The organism is Clostridium sp. UBA7339 (assembly GCF_002470865.1).
Lineage (GTDB): Bacteria > Bacillota > Clostridia > Clostridiales > Clostridiaceae > Clostridium_J > Clostridium_J sulfidigenes.
The window spans coordinates 19101-44928 of record NZ_DKPI01000003.1 but is presented as its reverse complement, the minus strand read 5'-3'; the positions used below and the strand labels follow the sequence as shown (position 1 = coordinate 44928).

The 25828-nt window shown below is 29.0% G+C and carries 29 protein-coding genes; 3 read left to right on the top strand and 26 right to left on the bottom strand.

All coding sequences use genetic code 11. The annotated features are described in order from the left end of the window. Positions 1-15: 15 nt before the first annotated feature. The 19 genes from B2S02_RS00505 to B2S02_RS00415 form a co-directional block, all read right to left on the bottom strand. The gene (locus B2S02_RS00505; protein ID WP_346848017.1) at positions 16-909 is read right to left on the bottom strand and encodes an AraC family transcriptional regulator; all 894 of its coding nucleotides are present in this window, start codon (positions 907-909) and stop codon (positions 16-18) included. Between the two features lie 258 nt (positions 910-1167). Continuing rightward, positions 1168-2817, bottom strand: a complete 1650-nt coding sequence (gene hcp / locus B2S02_RS00500; RefSeq protein WP_346878773.1) for a hydroxylamine reductase — start codon at positions 2815-2817, stop codon at positions 1168-1170. 201 nt (positions 2818-3018) lie between these two features. Then, positions 3019-3708 carry a Crp/Fnr family transcriptional regulator gene (locus B2S02_RS00495; protein WP_346848015.1) on the bottom strand — a complete coding sequence of 230 codons (690 nt, stop codon included), beginning with the start codon at positions 3706-3708 and terminating at the stop codon, positions 3019-3021. Positions 3709-3852: 144 nt separating this feature from the next. Then, positions 3853-4524 carry an NUDIX hydrolase gene (locus B2S02_RS00490; RefSeq protein WP_346920119.1) on the bottom strand — a complete coding sequence of 224 codons (672 nt, stop codon included), beginning with the start codon at positions 4522-4524 and terminating at the stop codon, positions 3853-3855. A 15-nt stretch (positions 4525-4539) separates the two neighbouring features. Continuing rightward, a complete protein-coding gene (locus tag B2S02_RS00485; RefSeq protein WP_346848013.1) occupies positions 4540-4671 on the bottom strand; it encodes a hypothetical protein in 132 nt (43 codons plus the stop codon). 181 nt (positions 4672-4852) lie between these two features. Beyond that, the gene (locus B2S02_RS00480) at positions 4853-5041 is read right to left on the bottom strand and encodes a hypothetical protein (protein WP_346848012.1); all 189 of its coding nucleotides are present in this window, start codon (positions 5039-5041) and stop codon (positions 4853-4855) included. 24 nt (positions 5042-5065) lie between these two features. Then, positions 5066-5365 (bottom strand): hypothetical protein, encoded by a 300-nt coding sequence (locus tag B2S02_RS00475; protein ID WP_346878771.1) that lies wholly within the window; start codon positions 5363-5365, stop codon positions 5066-5068. Between the two features lie 21 nt (positions 5366-5386). Beyond that, complete coding sequence (locus tag B2S02_RS00470; RefSeq protein WP_346920118.1) at positions 5387-5602, bottom strand: hypothetical protein; 216 nt, start codon at positions 5600-5602, stop codon at positions 5387-5389. A gap of 231 nt (positions 5603-5833) precedes the next feature. Next, the gene (gene def / locus B2S02_RS00465; RefSeq protein WP_346848010.1) at positions 5834-6286 is read right to left on the bottom strand and encodes a peptide deformylase; all 453 of its coding nucleotides are present in this window, start codon (positions 6284-6286) and stop codon (positions 5834-5836) included. Positions 6287-6291: 5 nt separating this feature from the next. Then, positions 6292-7068 carry a GNAT family N-acetyltransferase gene (locus B2S02_RS00460; RefSeq protein ID WP_346920117.1) on the bottom strand — a complete coding sequence of 259 codons (777 nt, stop codon included), beginning with the start codon at positions 7066-7068 and terminating at the stop codon, positions 6292-6294. Positions 7069-7109: 41 nt separating this feature from the next. Beyond that, positions 7110-8030, bottom strand: coding sequence for an alpha/beta hydrolase (locus B2S02_RS00455; protein WP_346878768.1), 921 nt, complete (start codon positions 8028-8030; stop codon positions 7110-7112). Positions 8031-8040: 10 nt separating this feature from the next. Beyond that, entirely contained in the window at positions 8041-8712 is a 672-nt protein-coding gene (locus B2S02_RS00450) for a DUF6320 domain-containing protein (RefSeq protein ID WP_035129438.1), read from the bottom strand. Continuing rightward, positions 8699-9985: a hypothetical protein gene (locus B2S02_RS00445; RefSeq protein WP_346878767.1), complete on the bottom strand. Its 1287-nt coding sequence runs from the start codon at positions 9983-9985 to the stop codon at positions 8699-8701. Before B2S02_RS00445 ends, B2S02_RS00450 begins: the two co-directional genes overlap by 14 nt. 238 nt (positions 9986-10223) lie before the next feature. Beyond that, entirely contained in the window at positions 10224-10706 is a 483-nt protein-coding gene (locus B2S02_RS00440; RefSeq protein WP_346848006.1) for a DUF6241 domain-containing protein, read from the bottom strand. Between the two features lie 122 nt (positions 10707-10828). Next, positions 10829-11485, bottom strand: a complete 657-nt coding sequence (locus B2S02_RS00435; protein WP_346920116.1) for an SIMPL domain-containing protein — start codon at positions 11483-11485, stop codon at positions 10829-10831. 139 nt (positions 11486-11624) lie between these two features. Next, positions 11625-13289 (bottom strand): ribonuclease J, encoded by a 1665-nt coding sequence (locus B2S02_RS00430; RefSeq protein WP_346878766.1) that lies wholly within the window; start codon positions 13287-13289, stop codon positions 11625-11627. A 475-nt stretch (positions 13290-13764) separates the two neighbouring features. Further along, positions 13765-14592, bottom strand: a complete 828-nt coding sequence (locus tag B2S02_RS00425; RefSeq protein ID WP_346878765.1) for a CAP domain-containing protein — start codon at positions 14590-14592, stop codon at positions 13765-13767. A 381-nt stretch (positions 14593-14973) separates the two neighbouring features. Further along, the gene (locus B2S02_RS00420; protein WP_346878764.1) at positions 14974-15639 is read right to left on the bottom strand and encodes a CpXC domain-containing protein; all 666 of its coding nucleotides are present in this window, start codon (positions 15637-15639) and stop codon (positions 14974-14976) included. Positions 15640-15849: 210 nt separating this feature from the next. After that, positions 15850-17031 carry a site-2 protease family protein gene (locus B2S02_RS00415; protein WP_346878763.1) on the bottom strand — a complete coding sequence of 394 codons (1182 nt, stop codon included), beginning with the start codon at positions 17029-17031 and terminating at the stop codon, positions 15850-15852. Positions 17032-17280: 249 nt separating this feature from the next. Here B2S02_RS00415 and B2S02_RS00410 point away from each other — a divergent pair, with 249 nt between their 5' ends. Further along, positions 17281-17682 carry a hypothetical protein gene (locus B2S02_RS00410; RefSeq protein WP_346848000.1) on the top strand — a complete coding sequence of 134 codons (402 nt, stop codon included), beginning with the start codon at positions 17281-17283 and terminating at the stop codon, positions 17680-17682. A 114-nt stretch (positions 17683-17796) separates the two neighbouring features. Here B2S02_RS00410 and B2S02_RS00405 read toward each other — a convergent pair whose 3' ends face one another. Further along, positions 17797-18513 (bottom strand): EcsC family protein, encoded by a 717-nt coding sequence (locus B2S02_RS00405; RefSeq protein ID WP_346847999.1) that lies wholly within the window; start codon positions 18511-18513, stop codon positions 17797-17799. 88 nt (positions 18514-18601) lie between these two features. Further along, the gene (locus B2S02_RS00400; RefSeq protein ID WP_346847998.1) at positions 18602-18985 is read right to left on the bottom strand and encodes a hypothetical protein; all 384 of its coding nucleotides are present in this window, start codon (positions 18983-18985) and stop codon (positions 18602-18604) included. Between the two features lie 161 nt (positions 18986-19146). Between B2S02_RS00400 and B2S02_RS00395 the strand changes: the two genes are divergently transcribed. Together B2S02_RS00395 and B2S02_RS00390 are read left to right on the top strand one after the other, a co-directional pair. Further along, positions 19147-20544, top strand: a complete 1398-nt coding sequence (locus B2S02_RS00395; RefSeq protein WP_346847997.1) for a putative DNA modification/repair radical SAM protein — start codon at positions 19147-19149, stop codon at positions 20542-20544. Positions 20545-20574: 30 nt separating this feature from the next. Then, a complete protein-coding gene (locus B2S02_RS00390; RefSeq protein WP_346847996.1) occupies positions 20575-21315 on the top strand; it encodes a TIGR03915 family putative DNA repair protein in 741 nt (246 codons plus the stop codon). A 66-nt stretch (positions 21316-21381) separates the two neighbouring features. On the opposite strand, the gene B2S02_RS00385 is transcribed toward B2S02_RS00390, so the two are convergent. From B2S02_RS00385 to B2S02_RS00365, 5 genes are all read right to left on the bottom strand, one after another. Beyond that, on the bottom strand, positions 21382-21594 hold the full coding sequence (locus B2S02_RS00385) for a hypothetical protein (RefSeq protein WP_150843745.1): 213 nt from the start codon (positions 21592-21594) through the stop codon (positions 21382-21384). A gap of 176 nt (positions 21595-21770) precedes the next feature. Beyond that, positions 21771-22502: a DUF2087 domain-containing protein gene (locus B2S02_RS00380; protein ID WP_346920276.1), complete on the bottom strand. Its 732-nt coding sequence runs from the start codon at positions 22500-22502 to the stop codon at positions 21771-21773. A 112-nt stretch (positions 22503-22614) separates the two neighbouring features. Further along, positions 22615-22878 carry a DUF2087 domain-containing protein gene (locus B2S02_RS00375; protein WP_242844065.1) on the bottom strand — a complete coding sequence of 88 codons (264 nt, stop codon included), beginning with the start codon at positions 22876-22878 and terminating at the stop codon, positions 22615-22617. A 250-nt stretch (positions 22879-23128) separates the two neighbouring features. Next, a complete protein-coding gene (locus B2S02_RS00370; protein WP_346847995.1) occupies positions 23129-23662 on the bottom strand; it encodes a putative ABC transporter permease in 534 nt (177 codons plus the stop codon). A 199-nt stretch (positions 23663-23861) separates the two neighbouring features. Continuing rightward, positions 23862-25826: a hypothetical protein gene (locus B2S02_RS00365; RefSeq protein WP_346920115.1), complete on the bottom strand. Its 1965-nt coding sequence runs from the start codon at positions 25824-25826 to the stop codon at positions 23862-23864. Positions 25827-25828 lie beyond the last annotated feature (2 nt).

The window sequence follows — 25828 nt, the reverse complement described above, 5'->3', positions numbered from 1 at the left end:
CTTATTTATATATTATTATTCAGTTTTAGACTCTACTCTAATCCAAGATTCACAATAGCCTTTACCACTCTCTTTTTCATAATACATTTCTAAATCATAACCTTCTAATTTATTATAAGTTGATGTAGGTAGCCATTCAGTGTGTGCCCTCTTATTTAAATCTTGAAAAGCAGTACTAATATCATCAATATCATATTCCTCTGAAGTAAAAATCGCCCAAGTGGCTGATGGAATCTCTACTATTTTATAACCTGTGGTATCACTTTTATCACTCTTTAAAGCACATATCATATATGGAAAAGTAGTACCACCAGTTTTCCTATAATCGCATATTGCATTTACTGGACATAACTCTCCTTGATTGTTTAAGTTACCTGTAGATTCAGCTAATTTGTCACATTCCCCATTACTTAATACTTCATCCCAAAAGTTGGGTATCTCTCTTAAATTCTCATCATAATTCGTGTCAAATATTCTTTCAATGCCATAAACTTGAAAAGCTTCTCTTGTTTCAATTCTATACTTCATTTCACTTACTCCTTTAATAGAAATTTGAAAGGATATACGTGGATATGCTTTTAGACTTATTCCCTTATTTCTTGCTGTTGTAGGAGTTATGCCATGCAAATTCTGAAATGCGCGGGCAAAAGCCTCTGGTGATTCATACCCATACTTTAGTGCAATATCGATAACCTTCATAGAGCTGTTTTGCAGTTCAAAAGCAGCCATAGTCATCCTTCTACGTCTAACATACTCTACCATTGAAATCTCAGTAATAAAAGAAAACATTCTTTGAAAGTGATGCACTGAATACCCAATTTCATTAGCTACTTTCTCATAATCAATTCTATTAGTTATATTACTTTCCATATACTCAATGGCTCTATTCATTTTATCTAAAAGTTCCATATCTATCCCTCCTTTAATAAAAGTATATCAAGTTATAAAGCATTAAACCTTGCAGTTCTTGTCCTCTTCTGCAAGATTATTTAACTTTAATTATATATTACACTAGAATATATTTCTATATTATTATTTCACTTATATAGATTAATTTATATACAAAAATAAAGGTATTAACTTAATATATAAAGTCAATACCCTTATTTTCACTGAAATATTTATATGTTAAGGATAAATATATTAGGGGTAAATTAGGGGCATATATTATCCTAGAAACATTTCTAAATCTTCATCCACAGTTCCTATGCCTGCTATTCCAAAATTCTCTACTAATACTTTTGCTACATTTGGTGATAAGAATCCTGGAAGTGTTGGTCCTAGATGAATATTTTTTACTCCTAAATAAAGTAATGCTAGAAGTACTATTACAGCTTTCTGTTCATACCAAGCTATGTTATAAGCTATAGGAAGTTCATTTACATCATTTAGTTCAAATATTTCTTTTAGTTTTAAAGCTATTACAGCTAATGAGTAAGAATCATTACACTGTCCTGCATCTAAAACCCTTGGAATTCCGCCTATATCGCCAAGATTTAATTTATTATAACGATATTTAGCACATCCTGCAGTTAATATTACTGTATCTTTTGGTAATTTTTCTGCAAACTCTGTATAATAATTTCTTGATTTCATTCTTCCATCACAACCAGCCATAACAAAGAACTTCTTAATAGCACCAGATTTAACAGCTTCTACTACCTTATCTGCTAAAGCAAATACTTGTGCATGAGCAAAACCACCTACTATTTTACCCTTTTCAATTTCTTTAGGTGATGGTAATTTTTTAGCATGTTCTATAATTTCACTAAAGTCTTTAGCTTTTCCATCTTTTCTATCTTTAATATATTTAAATCCTGGATATCCAGTAGCACCTGTAGTATAAACTCTATCTGCATAACTTTCCTTTGGTGGTACTATACAATTTGTTGTAAACAGTATTGGCCCATTAAAAGGTTCAAATTCTTCAGTTTGTTTCCACCAAGCATTACCATAGTTACCTACAAAATTAGAATATTTCTTAAAGAATGGATAATAGTGAGCTGGTAACATTTCACCATGAGTATAAACATCTACTCCTGTATCTTTTGTTTGTTCTAAAAGCTCTTCTAAATCCTTTAAATCATGTCCTGATATCAATATAGCAGGATTATTTCTAACTCCTATATTTACTTCAGTAATTTCTGGATTTCCATAAGCACCTGTATTGGCATCATCTAGCATTGCCATAGTATCCACACCAAATTTACCTGTTTCTAAAGTAAGGGCAACTAGTTCATCTGCACTTAATGTATTATCTAATGTAGCTACTAATGCCTTTACCATAAAATCATAAACTTCTTCATTTTCTTTTCCTAAATTTAATGCATGTTCAGCATATGCTGCCATACCTTTTACACCATAAATAATTAATTCTCTAAGAGAACGTACATCTTCATTTTCAGTAGCTAATATTCCAACTTCAATAGCCTTTGATTTTTCTAAAAGCTCTAAATCACCTTGTACTACAAAAGTAGCAGCATCATGTAATTCTCCTAAATTTATTCCTTTATCCAGTAATTCTTTCTTAACTTCTTCTCTAAGTTCTATGGCTTCCTTTATTTTTTCAACAAATGCAGAATCATCAAAATTAGCATTTGTAATAGTCATAAATAGTCCACTTACTATAAAATGATTAGCTTTAGGAAATCTTATACCTTTTTCTAATCCTTTTTGCTGAAAAATAGCAATTCCCTTTAGTGAATAAATCATTAAATCTTGTAAGTTAGCAACCTTCTCTGTCTTTCCACATACACCTCTTATTGTACAGCCTGTACCTTTTGCAGTTTCTTGACATTGATAACAAAACATACTCATTTAAAAACCTCCTTTTAAATTTTGTTTTAATTGGTTTTTTTAATCTATATTAATATAATATGTAATTTCACACTTAATTTCGGTATCTCAGGATACCATTGTTAGATATTTGTAAATTTTATGATTATTTATAGATTTATCAAAAGAGGCTTTCTCAAAATAGATTTTTCTATTTTGAGAAAGCCTCTCTTGAATAACTCGCTATCCTAGACATTCTCTTAAACCTTTTAGATCAATTATTCTAAAGGAGCTTCTGTGAAAATCTATAATTCCTTCTTCCTTCATATTTATTAATTCTCTTGAAAGGGAAGGTCTAGATACAAGTATATATTCAGCTAATTCATTTCTCTTTAAAGGTATATCAAAGGTAAGACTGTTATTAATACTATATTGCTGAATCAAGTATGTGCTAATTTTTTTTCTTATACTTTTTAATGAAAGAATTTCTACCTTTTCATTTAAACTAAGAGCTTTTTTAGCTACTATTTGTAACATATTCTGTATTAAATTTTTATGTCCTTCACAGGCTTTATTGCATACTCCTACAATCTTATCTGGGTGCAAAAATAGGATAGTACAATCAGTATATGCCTCTACAGTTGAAAGCCATCCATCCTTAGAAAAAGCATCTATCTCTCCAAATAAATCTCCTCTTTTTACTCTTGACATCATAACTCTATCCCCATCTAAAGTTTCCTTACTAACACTTACTTCACCCTCCAAAACTACTCCTATCCCAGTTAATTTGTCTTTTTCAATAGTTATTATATCTCTTTTTTTATAGGTTTTTATGCTAGACTTTAAACAGCTTAATACACTTTTAAGTTCTTCTTTTTCAATATCTTTAAATAATTCAATGGTCATTAACTGATTAATCCATTTTTCATCCATAAGACTTCACCATTCCTTACTTATCCTTTATTTCTTCATTTTGTAATATAATATCACATGGCACTATAAATTGCTGTAATAAGTGTTACAAACAAAGATTATTTCCTCATTTGCTTAACAATTTTAAAATATAAGTGTATTAGTTTACCTAAGAATATTTAACTTGTTAATAGCTAAATTAATCATTTTTTCATGGTCAAAAGCTAATAAGTCTGTATTTTCCATTGAAGGTTTTATATATACTTCTCTGCTTCTACCACTTCCTTTTTTAACACTCTTTTCTAATACTAAATATTCTATTTTTATTTTTCTTTCTTCATTATAAAAAATTAGTCTGTAGGTACCTTCTTCCTGACTAGAGTATAATAAGTTTTTTTCAACTCTAAACCAAGCCACCTCTGCTGCATCATCTCCAGCCTTAGGTTTTAATTTATCATAATCTACTAATGCAACATATGAAACACTTATAATCCTATCTCGTGGGTCTCTTCCTACGTCTCCAAAGGTATATAGTTGCTCTAGATAAACATCATCCACATTAGTTTCTTCTTTCAATCCCCTAAGAGCTGCCGCCTCTATATCTTCATCCATATTCACAAACCCTCCAGGAATTGCCCACTTACCTATACAAGGGTGATCTTTTCTCTTCACTAGCAATATTTGTAGTTGATTTTTTTCTTCATGCACCTTTTTCTCAGTAAATATTAAAGTATCCACCGTCACTGCAGGTTTCTTATATTTCTCAGGATTATACCTTTCTAAAAATTTTTCCAAGGTCTCACCTCTAGAATTTACTTTTTCTCCATGAATTGTCATAATTTATTTTTAGGCTCATTGCCTAAAAGTCACCACCTTTAATTGTTCAATTTCTTTTACATAACGATACTCTTTTAGCTCCTTACCAATATTAATTTCTCCTAGTATTTTTGCATCATCAATAGTAGCATAGCGTATATTATACATAAATATTCTCCTAACTATTTAAAATTTCTACTATTTAACTATGAAACTAGTTAAATAGGTAAATAGGTAAATAGTTAAATAGTTGTTCTATTCATGCGGGTTTCAGGAATTTTGCTATATAAAAGCACCTGTACTAAAGATTCATTAATTTTGAAAATAAGCCTTATCTATAATTTTCTTCTTAAAATATGTCAAATATCATTTCCTTGAAATCCACATTTTCTATAATAAGATTTACAATTTCATTATTATTAACTTTAATTTCCTTTTTAAAATCAGAAGTCATCTTTATGGTTTTCCATAACGCCGTTGGCTGAAGTGAGCAGGGATTTTCTAAGTACTTTTCTCTTAAAACAACTTCAAAATTCAAATTAAAAACCTCCCAATGTAATTATCACTTTAAACCCACCTTTAAATCATAAATAAAAGCCTTAGCAAACTCTTGTTGCTCCCGATAGATCTTTTTTGCTTTTGGCAAATAACAAGTACCCTTACCAAGTATATTATCTTCTATATATTTAATCGTTTCTTCTAATGTTTGTCCTCTAACTGATCCTGTTATAAGTGATTTAACAATTAAATATGTTTTTCCACCTTCTATCATGTGTGCATCATGAAGAATTTTTCCTTCTATAGTGATAGCTTCCTCATCCTTTTGTGATTCTCTTGAAGCATTAATAATTTTCTTTATCATACTCTGAGACATATTCTGTGACTATAACCATTGAATTATATTTTTCTCACTATTATATATAAAGCCATGAAAGTATGCACCATATAATAAAATATCCATATCAACTTTATAATCAATGCTCTTCACTAATCTTTCAACATATTTTAGAACTCTTTCAATATGTGATAAGCCATGCATTATATCTTTATTTTTATAATAAGGAGCAACAAACTCTATTAACTTTTCTTTACTTATCATTTCATTCTGTATATTTTGCTCATCCACCATTAAGTACCTCTCTTTACCATAAAACATCTATTTAATTATATATCATAATAAAATATATTGTTATAATATTCTTTATTTTACATAAATTAATTTGCACATTCAACGCATTCAAGGCTATTATAATTTTTATATAACATAATTTAAAAAAGCATCCTATATTATTCTTTAAATAGTATAGGATACTTTTATTTTAAAAGATAATTACCTAATGTATTCTGTTACAAGATCCGTAAAGAGTATTCCATCTAAGTGATCAATCTCATGACAGAAACATTTTGCTAAGTCACCTGTACCGGTAAATGTAACCTCCTCACCATTTTCATCTAAGGCTTGCACTATAACCTTTGCTGGTCTTTTTAGTTTTCCCCAAGTATCTGGTATACTTAAGCAACCCTCTACCACATTTTGTTCCCCTTCTTTGTAGATTATCTTTGGATTAACTAATTTTATCAATCCTTGTCCCATATCCATTACAACTAATCTTTTTAATATTCCTATCTGTGGAGCAGCTAAGCCACCACCATTTTCTGTATTGTACATAGTATCTGCCATATCATTTAAGATTAATCTAATTCTATCATCTACCTTTTCAACCACTTTGCTTTTTTTTCTTAATATCTCATCATTTGAAAGTCTAATTTTTCTTAATGCCATTTATTCTATACCTCTACTTTACTGTAATCTTGATTTTCTTCTAATATTTTAATAAATTTTTTCTCACTTAAGATATCATTTGTAATAAATTCTCCATTATAAAATAAACTATAGGTAGTAAATGGTGTTGGTGAATTTTGAGCTTCTTCTTTAGTTTCATATTTCTTAACCTGCATATTAATATTCATACTTTTAGCAATTTCCTCAACAAGAGGCACATACTTAGCTGTAAAAGGACATTGATTACTATAATAAAGTACAAATCCCATTTCATCTATTTTACCTTCCTTTGCACATGACTTAAATGAAGGTTTACTTTCTCCATCTTTAAAAGGTAAATATAACAGTTCAAAATAAGGCTCTGCTCTATCTGCAATTAAGAACCCCTTATGAATCAGATATTTTTTATCTGCTAAATAGGATCTTTTTTTATCTGAAGATAGGATTACTAATCCCTTTTTTCCTTTGTTTTTACTATATATAATACATTCATTTAATAATTTATTCGAAATCCCTTGACCCTTATATTGACCAGATACCCAAAGACAATTAATGAACATGTACTCTTCTGCAATAATAGGACACCAAGCTTTCTCTGCAGGTATATACTCAATAAAAACTTTACCTCTTACATCACCTTTTTTGAATACCAATCCATCAGCGAACCTAGCCTTCATCCATGCTTTCTTCGATGACACTTGGCATTCACCTTTCTTATCAGCAATAGCACAGCAAATATGTTCCTTTTCAATATTTTCATTGTTTACAGTAATAATATTCAATGATTTATTCCCCTTCCCCAAAATAGTTAAATCTATTATCACTATTTAGTTTTCCAAATTTTATTTATAAAAGTTCCAACTTCCTTCCATGCCGCTTTACTTTCCGGAATTAAATCTCCTGCCATTTGAAACACATGAAACATACCTTCATAAACAGACAATTTAACTTTAACCTTTTCATTTCTTGCCTTCTCTGCCACGGTAAGAGTATCACTTAAAAGTACTTCATGGGTTCCCACTTGCATAAGCATTGGCGGAAATCCTGTAAAATCTCCATATACTGGTGATATATATGGGTTATGAGGATCATTATCTCCTAAATATGCTGAATCATATAGCATATTGTTTGTAGTCTTACCAAAAAGAGGATCAAGCTCATAATTTTCTATATAACTTGTACCACTATGAGTCAAATCATTCCAAGGTGACATAACTACAATTCCTGCCGGAAGGGAAATTTCATTATCCCTTAGGTAAAGACACAGTGCTAATGCTAATCCTCCTCCAGCAGAATCTCCTACTACCATGATTTTCTTTGATTCAAAATTTTTTTCTTCTATAAGCCACTGATAAGCAGCTATTGCATCTTCTAATGCTGCCGGAAATGGATTCTCTGGAGCTACTCTATAATCAATAGTTAAAACTTCTGTATTTTTACCTAGTTCTGAATAATTTACTGCAAATCTTCTATACACATTTTTCATGGGACCAATGTAGCCTCCACCATGAAGTTGCAGAATTACTTTTCCGTTAGATTTTTCTTCTGGCTTTAAGTATTCCATAACAAAATTATCTAACTCTATTTTTTCATATAAATATCCATTAGGACACTTCCAAGGTGGTTCTACAGGATGCTTTCTAAATTTTCCTGTTTGAATTGGTTCCCCCAAGGAAGTATCTGTAATATTATTAATTAATTCTCTAACTAAATTTCCACGAATACTAATCTTTTTCTCTTTCATCTTCTATCTCCTAGGTATTAAATCTGCGAATTAATTCATTTTTTACGCTTCTATCCCCAAAAACTATGGTACCAATTAAAATAAGAATTGAAATTCCACTAGTTAAAATAGCTAAAAACGGTCTATCTATTAATTTTACCCAAAATAGTATCAAAGGAATAAAGCTAAAAATAGTAATAGCAATTTGATACATAAAATAACTTTGCCAATTCATGGGATTAACTATCATAAGAAGCACAATTGCTAAATTAGCAAATAGTATCATTGCAGGGACTGCATAGTTCACAGACCATCCAATGTATCCTGTAACATTATCAATGACTACAACTAGTATTCCAGCTCCTATGGTTTGAACTAATATTTTAGAAGCCAAATTAGCATTATTCATAATGGAATAGGTAACTGTAACTCCAAAATATATAATTCCAACCACCGCAATTAAAGACCATATAACTCCTGAGTAGGTAATATAATTAATAAAACCTAAAACTACAGAAACTACAGTTAATATAAACAAAAAAATTCTTTTTATTTTGTTATATTTACCTATATCAAACTCAACATTAGGATACATTCTTGTGGATTCTTCATTCATTTCATCATACTCTAATACTCTCCTGCATAGAGGGCAAGTATGGGTTTCATCCAATATGTTTACTTGACATCTTCTACACCTTTTCATTTAATACACCATTACTTTCTATTGTTACACCAATTCCTTCTTTAGTTAAAGCTCTAAAGAAAGCTCTTTGCAAATATGTATCTCCTAACACTGAGGAAAAAGTCACTACCACTTTATCTTTATAAGAGCATACTCCACACTTCATTTTTTGTTTTTTAGATACACCTATAATAAAATGAAAGTTCTCTATGTACTCCTCAAATTCTGGGAGAACCTTTATATATCCTAAGTTAGATAGAGTCATAGTATTTCCCCTACTTATTCTTCCGTAAACTAACTGTAATGCAATATACTTAAGGACTAGTGGAGCAAATCTAACTAAAGTTTTTTTCTCGTTGGATACATTATAAGAAATAGTTTCTTCTAGCTTCTCTTTAGTTATATTTTCATCCATCTGCTTATTTACCATAAAAAGAATATCCTCAAAACTATGCTCTTTTCCATCAGATAAAAATTCTATGGCTGTTACAGCAAAGAAGTTCATAGTAGTTGTAGAATCAAAGAAAGATCTAAGATTAATAGGTAAATTAATTGATATAGGGTCTTCATGTTTTTGCTTATTTAAGTATTCCTCATAAATACACCATATCAATAACGCCAATAAGTATCTAGTTATACTTACTCCTTTTTCTTTACATTTTGATTTAAGTCCTGCTAGGTCAACATAACCATGAATAACACTTACTGTATCTAGATATAGTACTTCTCCCTTTAACTGATAAGCCTTTTTAGTACTATAAGGTTTCTTAGCTAACCTCTTATAATTTTTTAAATAACTATCCTCAGTATCAAGTATACATTCACTACTGGGTCTCCTTGTAACTTTTTTAGAGGAATCCTTGATTTTAAGTAGTTCTACATAGTGATAAGTAAGTTCCTTTAAAAAGTTAATAGCACCCATTCCATCTGTAATGGCATGAAAAACCTCTAAGTTAATTCTTTTTTCATAGTAAGATACACGAAATAAAAATTGCTGATTACTATGTGGGTCTATATACTTACATGGGTAAGTAGCTTCTTTTTCTACTATGGGCATTTTTTTATTAGTTTCAAAGTAATACCAAAAAAAACCTCTTCTAAGCCTTACGTTAAATCCATCAAACCATGGAAGTACCTCTTCTAATGCTTGCTGTAAAATTTCTGGTACTACATCTCCCTTCAAAGTGACAGACACTCTAAATACATTACTTAAGTTTTCATTAGCAATGACAGGAAATATTTTTGCTGTATTATCTAATCGTCTCCACTTTGTTTGATGACTTTTTTTATTCATTTATCTTCACTCTTTCTTAACTATTGTTAATATAATAATTCCTAATTACTAATTATTATATCAAATTTAATCTATACTTTCATTAGCTTGCATCTAGCTAATAACTTTTATAAACATTTTATATGAAATTAACATAAAATTTAATCTAAATATATAATTAAAATTCTAATCTGCCTTTGTATTCTAGCCATATTAGTGAAAAAATATTAAACGGTATAGAATAAAAATTCTATACCTTTTAATCAGCTTTTATACCTACAGCTCGTCCTATAGTTCCACCTAACTTTTCCCATACATAATTATGATCCTTATCTGCCTGAGAGAAATCTCCTTTTTCCCATCTATTTAAAATATCTAACAGTTTTTCTCTATCCTCATAATCTATCTTTTCTACAATACTTTTTAAATTTTGAATTTCTTCTTTTTCCATGGATAATTCTCCCCAAATTTTATTATTCTCTGCAATTATCTTAGTATTAGCCATTCTATGCATTATATCATAAACATCTGCTTCTGGATAATAATCTGCTGGCTTCAATTCCTTAGAATCTTCTTTTGATATCTCTTCATTAATTGATTTTATTTCCTGTTGATTTTCTTTAGCTGTTAACTTTCCTGACTTTCTATCCATTAGATAATTTACCCCAAATACAGCAGCTATTATTACAAGAATTACTATAATAAAAATGATAACTGACTTTTTTCTAAAAAAACCCTTCATCCACTTACCCCCTTTTATCTTATATGTAAATAATTGTATCAATAACTCCATATACTTTTCAATGATTTTATAAAAAAAGCCTTATTTCTAAGGCTTAACTACTCTTATAATACCATAATAAATTAACTTTCCATCCTCCAAACTACAGTCACTGTATCTTCTACATCTATATCATCAGGCTGCAAATCAATGTTTGGAGCTCCTCCTGTAGAAATTAGATTCTTATTCATACTATAAATATCCCTATATAATTGAATATCACTCCCACTATAATCTATACTTAGTACCTTTCCTAATCTTACCCCTGTAGCCTCTGCCATTACTTTAGCCTTTGATCTTGCATCCTCTACAGCCCTTTCCAAAAGTAAATTCTTAACTTCTGTATCATCTTTAACCCTATACCTTATAGAAAACTCAGGTGTTGCTTTGCAACCTGCAAGAGCATTAAGGACTCTAGTTAACATCATGGCATTTTGCTCAAATTCAATTCTTAAGTTATTGGTAACTTCATATCCTACAAAAACTCTCCTATAATTTCCATTTGCATCAGAAATATTTTCATACTTAGTGTCCACTCTAAAATTAGTAGTCTTTATATCTTTTTTATCAAAACCTGCACTCCTTAAGCATAACCTCAATTCATCCAAGTCTCTACTAGCAGCATTCATAGCTTCTTCATAGGTAGGTTTTAACGTAGTTAATATCATATTAATTTCTATTGTATCTGGTGGTATTGATGCTTTACCCTTTCCTTTCACACTTATAACTCTTTCTTCCATAATACCCCTCCTAATTTAATAAATTTGTATAGTATAAATTTATTAAATTAGGATTTAAATATTACTAATAGCTATTATAAAATAAATAACATGCCACAGAGAACTATTATCTGTAGCACGTTATTTAAACATTAGTATATTATACTTCCATAATTATTGGGAATATAGTTGGTCGTCTTTTAGTTTCATCATATAAGAATCTCTCTATGGATCTTTTTACATTAGTCTTTAATACATACCATTCTATCTGATTATTTGCTAAAGAATTTTCAATTTCTTCTCTTGCTATATCTCTAATTTTATTGATCATATCTTCTGCTTCCTTGGCATAAACAAAACCTCTAGTTATAATATCTGGTCCTGCTAATATACTATAACTTTCCTTCTCTATAGTTACAACTACAACAACCATACCATCTTGACCTAAATACCTTCTGTCTCTTAGTACTATGTTGCCTACATCACCTACTCCTATACCATCTACAAGTACCCTTCCAGTATGAACCCTACCAGATATTCTTGCTTCATCCTCAGAAAGCTGAAGTATATCTCCAGTATTCATTATAAATATATTCTTATCTTCCATACCTAAACTTTTAGCCAGATCTTTGTGATGTTTTAAATGCCTATATTCTCCATGAACAGGCATAAAATACTTTGGATGAGCTAATGAATGTATTAATTTTAACTCTTCTTGACAAGCATGCCCAGATACATGGATATCTTCTAAAGCTTCATAGATAACATCTGCGCCTTTTTTATAAAGTTCATTGATAACTTTAGATATAAGCTTATCATTCCCAGGTATAGGAGATGCTGATATAATAAAAAGATCATCAGGCTCTAATTGAATCTTTCTATGATTTGAAAATGCTATTCTCGCAAGGCCTGCCATAGGCTCTCCTTGGCTACCTGTAGTTATTATAGTTACTTCTTCATTTCTGTAATTTCTTATGTCATCTACATTTATCATAGTTCCTTCTGGAATATGTAAATAACCTAACTCCATAGCTACAGTAGATATATTTTCCATACTTCTACCACTAAAGGCAATTTTTCTTTTGTACTTAACTGAAGCATCAGCTATTTGTTGCATTCTATGTATATTGGAGGCAAAGGTTGCAACTATCACTCTTCCAGTAGCTGTAGAAAAAATTCTATTTAAGGTCTGTCCTATAGACTTTTCTGATAAACTATGACCTTGTCTTTCTACATTAGTACTATCTGCCATTAAAAGCAATACCCCTTCTTTTCCCAATTCAGATATTCTTTCTAAATCCATAACTAAACCATCTATAGGTGTATAATCAATTTTAAAATCTCCAGTATGGACTATGTTCCCAATAGGAGTGTGTATAGCTAAGGAACAAGAATCAGCTATGCTATGGGTATTTCTTATGAATTCAACTTTAATATCTTCAAATTCTATAGTTTCTCCAGCTTCCACAGTTTTAAGGGTATATTCATTTTCTAAAAAATGTTCCTTTAGTTTATTACCTAATATACCTAATGTTAATCTAGTTCCGTAAACCGGAATATTTAGTTGTTTTAAAATATAAGGTAATGAACCAATGTGATCTTCATGTCCATGAGTAAGAACAAAAGCTTTTACTCTTTCTTTATTATCCATTAAATAAGTTATATCAGGTATGATTAAGTCAACCCCATACATTTCTTCATCTGGAAATGCTATTCCACAATCTATAACTACAATGTCTTTATCATATTCAATGGCAGTAATATTTTTACCGATTTCACCTAATCCACCCAGAGGTATTACTTTAACACATTTTTTTCCTTCCATAAAATCCCTTCCTTTTACATTAATTAATATACATTTATTATGTGTTATAGTATGGATTTAAATACTTTTATTAATTTAATTATTTTTTATAGTAAACAAAGAGACTATCTCAACTTTGAGATAGCCCTTATACTTTTTTATAGATTTAAAATACTATGTTCATTTTTTCTTCTTTAACTCATTCTTATTCTTAACTTTCTTGTCACCCTTCTTATCCTTGCCAGCATTCTTAGCTGTCTTTTTATCTTCCTTACCCCTACCTCTAGACATATCTTCCTCCTAAATTAATAATTTATATAGTAAAATATATTAATCTTCATAGAGAAATATACTGAATTTACTACTACAAGAAATAAAAACTAGTAAAATTAAAGTTAATAAAAATATCCCTCATTGCAGCTTTATTATCTGCAATAAGGGACATTTTTTAATTTTATGGGAAAATGTATATTTGATTTTTAAAATTTATCTGTTATTATTTATAGAACTCTTGAGTTGCATAAACTCTATTACCAGCTTTATATACACCTACACCTATACTTTCAAAATTAGTTGATAGTATATTTTTTCTATGACCTTCTGAATTCATCCAGTTAGTCATAAATTGATTAGCTAATGCAGTTGGGTCAGATACTCCCCCTATATATGCTATATTTTCTCCCCAAGCTCTATATGAAACTCCATCAGCCTTCATTTTAGTTGTTATAAGATTTCCACTTAAGTCTTGGTGACTAAAATAATTTTTATCTCCCATATCTTGAGATTTAATTCTAGCATATTTTTCCATAGTTTTGTTATAAGTTAAAGGTGCTACTCCAGCTTTAGCTCTCTCTTCGTTTACTTTATTAAATATAGCTTGTTCAACTTGAGCCATAAACTTCTCATTAACAACTGGTGCCTCTGGTACTACTGGTGTTTCAGGCACAACAGGTGCTTCAGTAACAGGAGTTTTAGTTGACGTATCCTGTCCTGTTGATGGTTGTGTCGTTGGCTTGGTAGTTGGTTCTGTTGTTGGTTGTTCCACTACTGGTTCCTTTACTTGGTCTTTTGACGGTGCACTTGGTACAGTAGTACAATTATTTTGATTTATTATAATTTTTTTCATAGCTTCAAAGTCAGTTGTAAAGTTTCCACTCATAAATTTAGTATAATCTACATTGCCATATTGATTGTTACTTATAGTTCTATAACTCACAGTTTTCACTTGATTTTTAGTCTTTACAGCAGCTTCAGCTTGTACTCCGCCTACGAATGTACTTCCTACTAATAATAATGTTAATATTGATAATGTTCTCGATTTCATTTCCATTCCTCCTATATTTGGACTTAATAACTTGTCCACTTTTCTAGTAGTTAATGTACTTTTACGTCTAACCACCTTGTCCTATATTTATAACATATAAATTTAAAATTTATAATGGTTGATAATTTCTAATGAATGATACATTATCCTCCAAAGGTAACCATTATCCATAATGGATTTATTAACCAAACCAAAAATAAGAATATTACTGGATTTCAGGATTTTTGTAAAAATATCCATAGATAAAATTACTAAAAATAATTTTATAAGATTTATGAATATCTGAATGTTTTTCATTATAATTTTCCACATTTTTTAAATATCTTTGAAGAATTAATAATAAAAAGGCGGTATTTATACCGCCTTAATTATACTAAATCATTAATTATTATATTCATTAATCCCAATTGCCCACTGTTCATCAATAACTTGAAAACCCTTGTATACCTTTTTCTCTATATTATTTAAGTATTTATCTCTTATAAAATTATATATTTTCATATCTATATTGTACAATGGTGTTTCCCCTTTTTCATCTATAAGTATAAAAATCATACTATCTTTAATAATATCATAATCAAAATATATCTTCTTAGTACAAAAATCCAAATTAGTGTCTACTAAATTAGTAATATAATATAATTTATATATTTCCATAACTCTATCATCTAAATTACAGTCTAAAATTTTAATTTTTTCTATTAAATCATAGTTACTAGTTACAATTCTAAGTTTATAATCATTACCAAATTGAGGCAAGATTTCATCTGATAATGCTTCTAGCTCTTTAGCTAATTCATCGTTATCTCTACTATAATTTGTTATTAAATATATCATCTCTCTTTTATTCATATCATGATACAAACAATCATATTCAAAGGTTGATACCTGTCCACATATAGGACATTTAAATTTAAAAAAGTCATTATCTAATACTTTCTCTTTTATTCCTTCATCTATAGTTACATTAATACTATTCCATAACTTAATGTTGCTTTTTATCAAACAATTTGGACAGGTTACTTCCACATTCCTCTTTAAAGCCATAAGTATCCCCCTCTTTTTATTAATAGCCTTAGAAAAAGTTTCATATCTATATTGTATATTTTATCACATTACGTTGTAAATGTAACTGCATTATTTTCTAAATATTATAACTTTTATCTCCAATTTTATTCTTTTTCTATAAATACAACAGAAAAAGCTACATCTTATATAGACATAGCTTTCAACTCCACTTGAACTGGTAGTCTTGGATTAAATATTCTTCATCTCCTTAATCCAATTTACTAACATTAACTCCATTTCTGCATCCCCTTTAACTGGATACTTCTCAGATAACTTTATGGCCTCCTCATAATAACCTAATGCTTTTTCATTATTATTATTATAGAAAGTTTCATAAGCCATCATTATTCTCTTTTTTCCTATCATAAATTTAGAAGCTTTTATATATTTTTTAAGATTTTTATCATATATGCTATCAATAAACTCCTTATTGCAATCACCTATGAGTTCTAAAAATATTTTTTCGCAATTTATTTCATTTCTATACAATGGGATTATCTTATTAATCCATGGTGTAAAATCTTCAATACACCTTCTTGCCCTTGTAAAATCCATATTATCCAAATACCAATTGTACTCCATAAGTTTAAGTGAAGAATTAAGTGGATTCACTAAGTTACTTCCTTCATTCAACTTAAATTTTTCCAATTCCATATCTTTAATTCGCATTCCTTGTGATTGTAGTCCATTAACCCTAAGTTGTAAATAAAACCCTCTTCTTGCATCTACATCTTTCAACATAGATATAACATTATACCCATCATTAGAAATTCCTCCAACCTTTAATGGAATTATGTTAGTAAGGGCTGCAAATATACCTGCTCCACTAATTAATATTAGTATTGTTGAAATCAAAACAGGAATTCCTTCTATTAAAACAACTAGTAATATACCCACTCCTGCTACTATTAAATTCATTATTCCTCCGCCATAGTTATACATTATGAAGGGATATCTTCCATCCTTTATTTCTGGAGGCATCATAAGACACTGCCCTGCTGTGCCTGGTATACCAAACTTTTTATAACTCATTTTATCTTTGTCTTTAATTATAGTTAAAGATCCTATCCTAAAGGATACAAAAGAATATCCTGTCATAAATCCAAATAAAAGATGTCCTGCTTCATGAATAATAATATGAACTATATACCCTAAGAAAAATATTAGTATAAGTCCATAGTATTTAAGTAATTCCAAAAGAAAATTATCACTTTTGATATAGGTATCCATAAAACTTTTAAAATAACTTGCAGATAAAAACCCTATACCAGCTCCAATAGCTCCACAAACTACTAAAAACATAAGCCCAGATAAAAAGTTGTTTTTCTTTTTATTTCCATTTTTAGTTATTTCTTTTTTTTCATTAATCATTAAAAACCTCCGTTTTATTAACATTTAATATGAATATAAGTTTGTATTCATATTAAATTATATATTATCTTGTCTACATATACTATGATTTATATAGATAATATATAGTACATATGTTTCTTTTAAAGTATATTATGTACTTTTAGTAAATAGCTCTCTTAAAATTTAAAAATATAATTTATAGATAATTTAGGCATAATTCTTTATTATTTTTATATAATATATTAGATGTGTATGTGGAGGTTATTTATGGCTAAAAAAACTAAACTCCTACTACTCCTATGTATATTAATTACTATTGTGCTACTCAACAAATGTTCAACCACTGATGGCAACTACAAAACTAGTAAAGCTAAGGAACACTCTTCAGATAGTTCTATAGAAATGACCTACAAAAGCTTTAAGGGTTATAAATATAAAATTCTTAAGTTAGACATGGATGACCAGTTAACTCTTAATATAAAGGTTGAAAATGAAAGTGGAAACTTGGCTATATTGCTAATTGATGAGGATGATCACACATTATATAAAACTGAAAACATAGATAATTCTTTAATTCAAACTATAGTCATACCTCATGATGGGAAATATAAAATACAAGTTGAAGGAGATCATAGCGGGAGTTTTAAAATAAGTTGGGATGTAGATTAAACTTCACATTCCGACTTTTTTTTCTTTAACTTAAACTATGCTACAACAATATAATATTTAAGAGGTGTTCTCTTAAGATATTTTATTGAAATTAGAATTGTAAATTTTGCTGCTCTAATGAAAATACCTTAATCTATATCCATTCATAGCAGTATCACCTAGCTTTTCTACTAACTTATAATTAGCTACAGCTCCTACTGCTCCTCCTATAACTGGTACAAGCTGAAAAAACTTAGCTAAATCTATATAATCCCTATACTCCTGTTGAAAGATCCTCCAATCAAAGTTTTCTTTATCCAAAGGCAACTTATCTGAATAGGATTTCCAATTATTTAATATGTGAAATACTTCTATTCTTCTTTTATCACTACAGAAAGCAATTTGAAATATGTAAAGAAGATGTAATCTTTCTCTATAATCTTTTGTGTCATAACCGTATATACTAGCAATCTCATATAACAGCTTAATTTTTATACTTAGCAAAATAGGAAAATCAGCTAGCCCTATAAAAAAACCACCAAATCCTGTGCTAGCTCCACTTACTGTTGCTACCTTTCTATATAATTGAATCTTTTCCTTTACTAACATTTCTCTTTCTATTATTGACATATATGTTATAGGTTCCAATGTAGTATATTCAGACCCTAAAATAACTACTTTAACCATATTTTTTATAACTTCTGTAACCATAACATGAAATTTTTCTGGAATAAATCCGTTCATTTTATCTTGTATATTTTTAGAAAGCTTATTTCCAATAGTAGGTTTCCTCATCATTTCTCTTTTCCACTCTATTAGCTCTCCATATATTATATCTTCATACATATCCATCTCATCACCTTATTTCTTAAATATATACTTTATTTTATCACACTTCATATATTTTTAACCAATTGTAAAAGAGCAGATTACTCTGCTCTTATTTACGATTTCTTTGATTAGCACAACAATCTACTATGCTATCTACTAAGTTCTGAGACATACATAAAATTGTACACATTAACTGACGATTTGAGCACATCATGTAATTTAGCATTTGACTATTAATACATCTATAGTATTGAGAGTTTGTATATACATTTTGACAATAAAGAAGTATTAATATTAATATTAGTAGTCTATCTTCCTTTCTTTGACATCTAACTTCCTTCGCATCAACAACTCCACCTACTCCACCGTCAGTGGAATCACAATCACAATCACAATCGCACTCATAATTGCAATCATATTTACAATCATCGTTGCAATTGTCATTGCAATCACATTTATCCTTACAATTATAGTTATCTTTACAATTGTTCATTTAATAACTCCATAATTCTTGCTATATTTTATGTTATGTATGATGCTTCAAATAAGTCACACTATATTACAAAAAATAAATTTTATTTTGTTGACCTCGAACAAATGTTCTGTTATAATTCTTATATGGATTATCTATTTTATTGTAGAAGGTGAGTTTAAATGGAGATTAGTAAAAAGCTTAGGATATTAAGTGGGGCAGCAAAATATGATGTATCATGCTCCTCATCAGGTTCTAATCGTCGAGGAATCAAAGGTGCTTTAGGTTCTTCTGCTCCTAGTGGTATATGTCACTCCTTTACTCCAGATGGAAGATGTATATCTCTTTTAAAAATTTTATTAACTAATTACTGCATATACGATTGTGCCTATTGTATTAATAGGCGGACTAATGATGTAGAAAGAGCTGCCTTTACCGTAGATGAAGTGATAAACTTAACTATGAACTTTTATAGAAGAAACTATATTGAAGGATTATTTTTAAGCTCAGCAGTAATTAAAAATCCTAATTACACTATGGAACTATTAACATCAGTTGTAAAAAGGCTAAGAAATCATTTTAACTTTCGTGGATATATTCATCTTAAAGCTATTCCAGGAGCTGATGAAGATCTAATAAAAGAAGCTGGCCAATATGTAGATAGAATGAGTGTTAATATTGAACTTCCATCTAATAATTCCCTAAAACTTCTAGCCCCTGAAAAAAATAAACAGGATATATTTACCCCTATGAAATCCATAAAAAATAACATAATTATAAGTAATGGAGAGAGAAAGCTGTCTAAAAAAGCTCCTTTATTTGTACCTGGTGGACAAAGCACTCAATTAATCGTAGGTGCAACTAAAGAAGATGATTTAGATATTTTAAATCTTACAGAAAATCTATATAACAACTTCTTACTAAAAAGGGTCTATTATTCAGCCTACATTCCAGTGAATAATGGTAAAAATTTACCCAATTTCAAAACCCCACCTACCCTTAGAGAGCATAGACTTTATCAAGGAGATTGGTTACTACGGGTATATGGTTTTAAAGCTGAAGAACTTCTTAATAAACAAAATCCAAATTTTGATATAAATTTTGATCCTAAAACTAATTGGGCTCTAAATAATCTTCATATCTTTCCTTTAGAAATTAATACAGCTTCCTATGAACTATTAATTCGAATACCTGGTATAGGTATTCGAGGCGCTAAAAAGATAATTAGTGCTCGAAGAATTGGTTTTCTCACCTTTCAGGATTTAAAAAAATTAGGAGTTGTTTTAAAACGAGCTCAATACTTTATAATATGTAAGGGTAAGTATTACGGTTCTGTGGATTTAGATGAAGAAAAAGTAAGATCTGTGCTAAAACCTAAAATTGACTTAAACTATATTGAAAATGAAAGGTATGAACAATTAAGCTTTCTTGGCTTTAACTATAATAACAGTTCTATACCAATTTTAGGTAATGAATATAATAAACTTATATTATCCTCATCCTCCCAAGATGATATAAACTCCTTAGATAAAACTTTACTTCTAGAGGATAGAGGTTCCTATATAACTGGAGAACTATAAATATAATAAAGTTATAGGTGGTGTTACAACATGAAAGAATTTTTATACGATGGTTCCTTTGAGGGACTTTTAACTACAATTTTCTATGCCTATAGTTATAAAGAGGAAGTGAAAATTACCAAGTCTTCCTCATATGTTCCTAGCTTAATTACAACAACAGAAGAAATAACTACTGAAGAAGACAAATTTAATAGAGTATATTCTAGTATAAAAGATAACCTTAGCTACTTAACACTTAAAAATATATACTATTTATATTTAAGTGCTCTCCCCTCTTCTGAGGATTTAATATTTAAATACATTAAACTTTGTTACAAATTTGGAGATAGCATTAATTTAGCTAAAAATAATGACATTATCTTAACTGTAGATAAATATTGCAGAAGAGTCTCTTTAGAAGCTCATAGATTTACTGGATTTGTTAGATTTAAAGAAATAGCTCCCTTTACCTTTTACTCAGTTATAGAGCCTGATCATAATATTCTTCCCCTTATTCAGACTCATTTTATAGAAAGATTTTCTGACCAAAATTTTATAATTCATGATATAAAGAGAGAGCTTGCTTTAATATATAATAAAAAAGACGGTATTATCTCATCTTTTTCTAAAGCTAATGGTGAATATCTAGAAACTTCCTCTCTCAATGATAATTTTGAAAGCCTTTGGAAAGAATTCTACAATGCTATAAATATAAAGGAACGAGAAAATCTTAAATTAACACGTAGAAGTATGCCCACCAGATATTGGAATCACCTACCTGAAGTAAAATAAGGTCATATACAAAGTTTATTCTTTGTATATGACCTTATTTCCATGCAATAGAAACTCTACCTTCCATTACTTTATTTTTTCTAGAAATTTGTACTCTCCTTGAGCATGTACTTGTTCAAGTAAATTATTATATAAGTCTTTTAATTCTTCAGGAGTAGTCATACCTATTTTATCTATTTCATTGGTATGCTCCTTAAAATATAACTTTGTGCTTATATATTTACCATGAATACTGTCTAATACATAAAGTATATTTTTATCATCTAATTCTATTTTCATATTGTCACCCAGTATAGATAAATTTATATAAATTTTCTATACCATTTCCTTTCTATAAATTACTAATTAAAATCTACTTCTATTTAAGTTTATACTGTAATCTAATAATAATGTATATTCTATATAAATACTATTTTTCCTTCAATTTAATTTAAAGTATTCACACTTATAGTATTTTATTCTTTCACCCAATATTTTTTACAATCATTAGATCTGCTTAAAAATCCATATTCAATTAATGCTCTTCTTAAAGTGGCATAGTCTTCATATATCCTAGCCAATATTCTATTTATTTCTTTCTCTGGATAAGTTTTTCCTATAGTAAAATTTCTTGTTATTTGCTCTAAAACTATAATCTTTTTCTTTTCCTTAGATGGATATCTTTTCAAACTACCATCTTCATTAATATAATTTTGTATAACTTGAAGCTTTTCTTCAGTAGTTATATTAAATCTATCATCTAAAGTAGTAGCAGTCTTATGAGCATCACAAATAATTCCCTCTTCTAATTTGTTTATCTTCTTATTAGTACTTTCATTTAATAATTCCATCATTGCTAAATATAGCTTTGCCTGCTTTTCTTTTTCCCTTAACTTATATCGATGGTTTCTTATAGTAGAAGTGGCAACTCCTAATCTACTGGCTATTTCTTTATCTGATATACCTTCTGCAAAAAGCTTTAATACTTCCCTCTGTGCATCTGTAACCCCAGTAAAAATTCCATTCATATTTAGTAGATATTCCAACATGGAATTATGAGCATTCTGAATATGAAGCTCTGCTGCTTTCCATGATTCATAAAATTCTTCATCTATTCTATATACTTTTCCATTTTGGAATGTTTTACTACAAATTAAACATTTAATAATATCTCCTTCTTGAATATATCCCTTTTTAAGCTCTTCCATGGTTGAATTCCAGAATATTTCATTAGATTTTACTTCTAAAACTCCACTGTTTTTAATATCTTTATTTTCTGTATCAACACTCTTTATATTACTTTTTTTTATATCTATTTTATTATTCATGGGTTTCCTCACTATTTCTCCAATATTCTGATCCATCCTTTTTTCTACATAAAAATTTATAATCTATTAAACTTCTACGCAGCAAAAAATAATCTTCAAAAGTATGCCATTTTTTAATAATATCATTAACTTCCTTCTCATTATATAAACAGTCATACTTAAACTTAGTAGCTAAATATTTCAGAATCTCAATTTTTACTTCTTTCTTCTTTGGCCATATTTTTATTCTACCTTCATCATCAATAAATCTATCCATCTTTTCCACTATAATACCTCCCTTAATCAAATATTATTCAATTATTCTATAATATAATAATATGATATATTCAAGTTTTTGTCTATATATTTATAGATATATTATAATTTTGTTTGTACTTATACTTTTGTCTTATAGATTAAACAAACTATTATTAGGACTTATTGAAAAATAAACAGGCAGTTATACTAACTACCTGTTTATATAATACTTTATAAATATAGACCTTATTCTACTACTATGTCTTAATTTAATTTTGGATAATTTTTCCCTTTTCTCTAAACTCTCTAAAAGTAATAATCTCATCAATAAGTAAAATTATTAGTAAAATCGTAGAACAAATTGGCCATATTGGATAAATTATTTCATATGCTTGATTTATCACTACCTGCAAATACTTTACTCCAATAAAGCTTAATAAAGTCCAAGCTATAGAAAACTCTAAACATATAATTCCCTTAAAATTATACTTAAGATCAGTATAGTCCCAGTAATTTTTGTTAAAATGATTTCTCATTATTATTCCCGTTAAATATTCCACAGTAGTTGGAATTATAAAACATAATGGTATTAAATAATAAACATTAATTGTAAAAGTAGATTCTATTACTACTAAAATGCTCATAGCTATGGCATACATAGGTTTAAATGGTCCACTTAGAAAGCCATCCTTTTGAAAGTGACCTCTAATACAATAGCAAAACAAATTCTCAATTATCCACCCTACAAATCCATAGAAAAAGAAATTAAATGTAAAATATAATAAAAAACTTACAATATCCATAAATACTCCTCCTTCGGTAGTATTTTTACCTACATTTATGAAATTATTCTAAGTTTTTCTACATTATTATTAGAATTTTTCTTAATAATCTTTCATTTAAAATACATACTATTAGTTAACACTGATAATATATTTTAAATATAAATATAAGGGAGGTTCTTAAGAACCTCTCTTGTTTTTAATATTACTATACATAAATCTATTTTTTAAATATATCTAATAAACTTTTAAAGAAACCTTTTTCCTCTTTAACTTCTTCTTTTACTACTACCTTCTCTTTATCTCCCTTATTATCTGCCTCTGCTTTAACTTCCTCTGTTCTCATAACAAATTTAACTTTTCCATTCATAGAATTATTCATACCTGAAAAAGCACCATATTCCTTAGAAAGTTTTACAAGCTCGTCCTTAGCTTCAACTACCCCTTGTATATCCTTTATAGCAGTATTACCTTTTTCATTTAACTTATCTAAGCCTTCTTCTTTTAATTTAACAACACCCTTATAAAGTTCTGTGTTTCCTTCTTTTAATTGATTTATACCTTTTAATAATTTCCCTGAATTATCATATAGTTCATTACTTCCATTTAATAATGATGAACCTCCAGCTCTTAACTTATTAGTACCATTTACTAAAGAACCAATTCCTTGAGATAGTGCTGTACTTCCATTATACAACTCTGTTGAAGCTCCATTAAGTTTTGCTGAACTTTCCTTTAAAGTGTTAGTACCTTGTAATAAAAGTTGCCCTTTATTTTTAAACTCATTTGACCCCTTAGATAATCCATTTAATCCTTCTTCAAGGTCACCTGCACCAATAGAAGCACCTTTCATTCCTTGTTGTAGTTTTCCTATGCCATCCTTTTGTCCCTGAGATACAGCTTTAATTCCACCACTTGCCTTTGCAATATTATTTGCTAATTCAGGATTAACCTTTGCAACTGAAGCACTCATTGCATCTAATTGAGCTGCTATTGTATCTAAATTTGCTGTAGAATTATTTAGATTAGTTAAACCTTCATTACCTGCAGCTAATCCTTCTTTTAGCTTTGTTGAACCAGTTAAACATGAATTTATCCCTTTATCTATGGAATTATAGGCTGTAAATAATTTAGAAGCGTTGTCTTTATAAGTTTCTATTCCTTTAGAAAATTGTCCTTGAGCATCTTTTAATTGTGAAAGTCCATTTTGTAGCTTATCAGCTCCAGCTTTTAAAGTAGGAGTATTATTAGATAAGCTGTCTATTCCATTACTTAAATCAGCAACTCCATTTTTTAAAGTTCCTACTCCATCATTAAATTTAGCATAGTTGGAACTTAACTGCCCTTGACCATCTACTAACTTTTTAGAACCTTCTAACAATTCATCCCCACCATTTTGAAGTTGAACAAGGGAATCTTTCAAACTATCTAAACTATCATCATCACTAATATTTTCTAAATCTAGCGCTTCTGTAGTTGCAACCATCATAATAGCTGGCACACTAAAGTTTGTAGTTGTTCCTTCTATTACTAAAGTATCTTTAATATCTAATATACTTCCTAAATTTAAAGACTCTTTTAATCCTGGTGCAGAAACAAAGGTAATTGATGAATTATTTCCATCTTGAATAAGTTTACCATTATCCACCTTTACGTCCTTAAATTTATCATTAGATAACATAATTTCTGAAACTGTGACAAAAGGAACATACAAAGTTCTATTTTCTCCATTGATTTTAACTGTTCGTGATTCATTATTTTTTACTGTTAAAGTTATTTTAAAATTACCTGATTGTCCTAAAGCTTCCTTAGGCTCTACTTTTTTTCCATTAATCTCATAGTTTAGACTAACTGATAAAGGTAATTCTCTCTTACTTTCTCCTTCATAATAAAGATCTTTTCCATCTACCTTCCAAGTTAGTTCCTCTCCACTTATAGTTGGAGTTTCTTCACCCTTAACATTTTTTATATTATCTAAATTACACTTGTCCTTAAATTCTCCTAGATTTTCTTCACCATTTATCCAAGTGGATACTATCTTTTGTTCTGGTTTTCCATTACTATCTAAAATTACATATACTGTTTCATCCTTATTTATTTCTTGTGCCATTGCCACTGTAGAAGTCATCATAGCTGCTACTGTAGCTAACACTATAACTCTCTTAGATAATGCTTTTCTTTTCATTT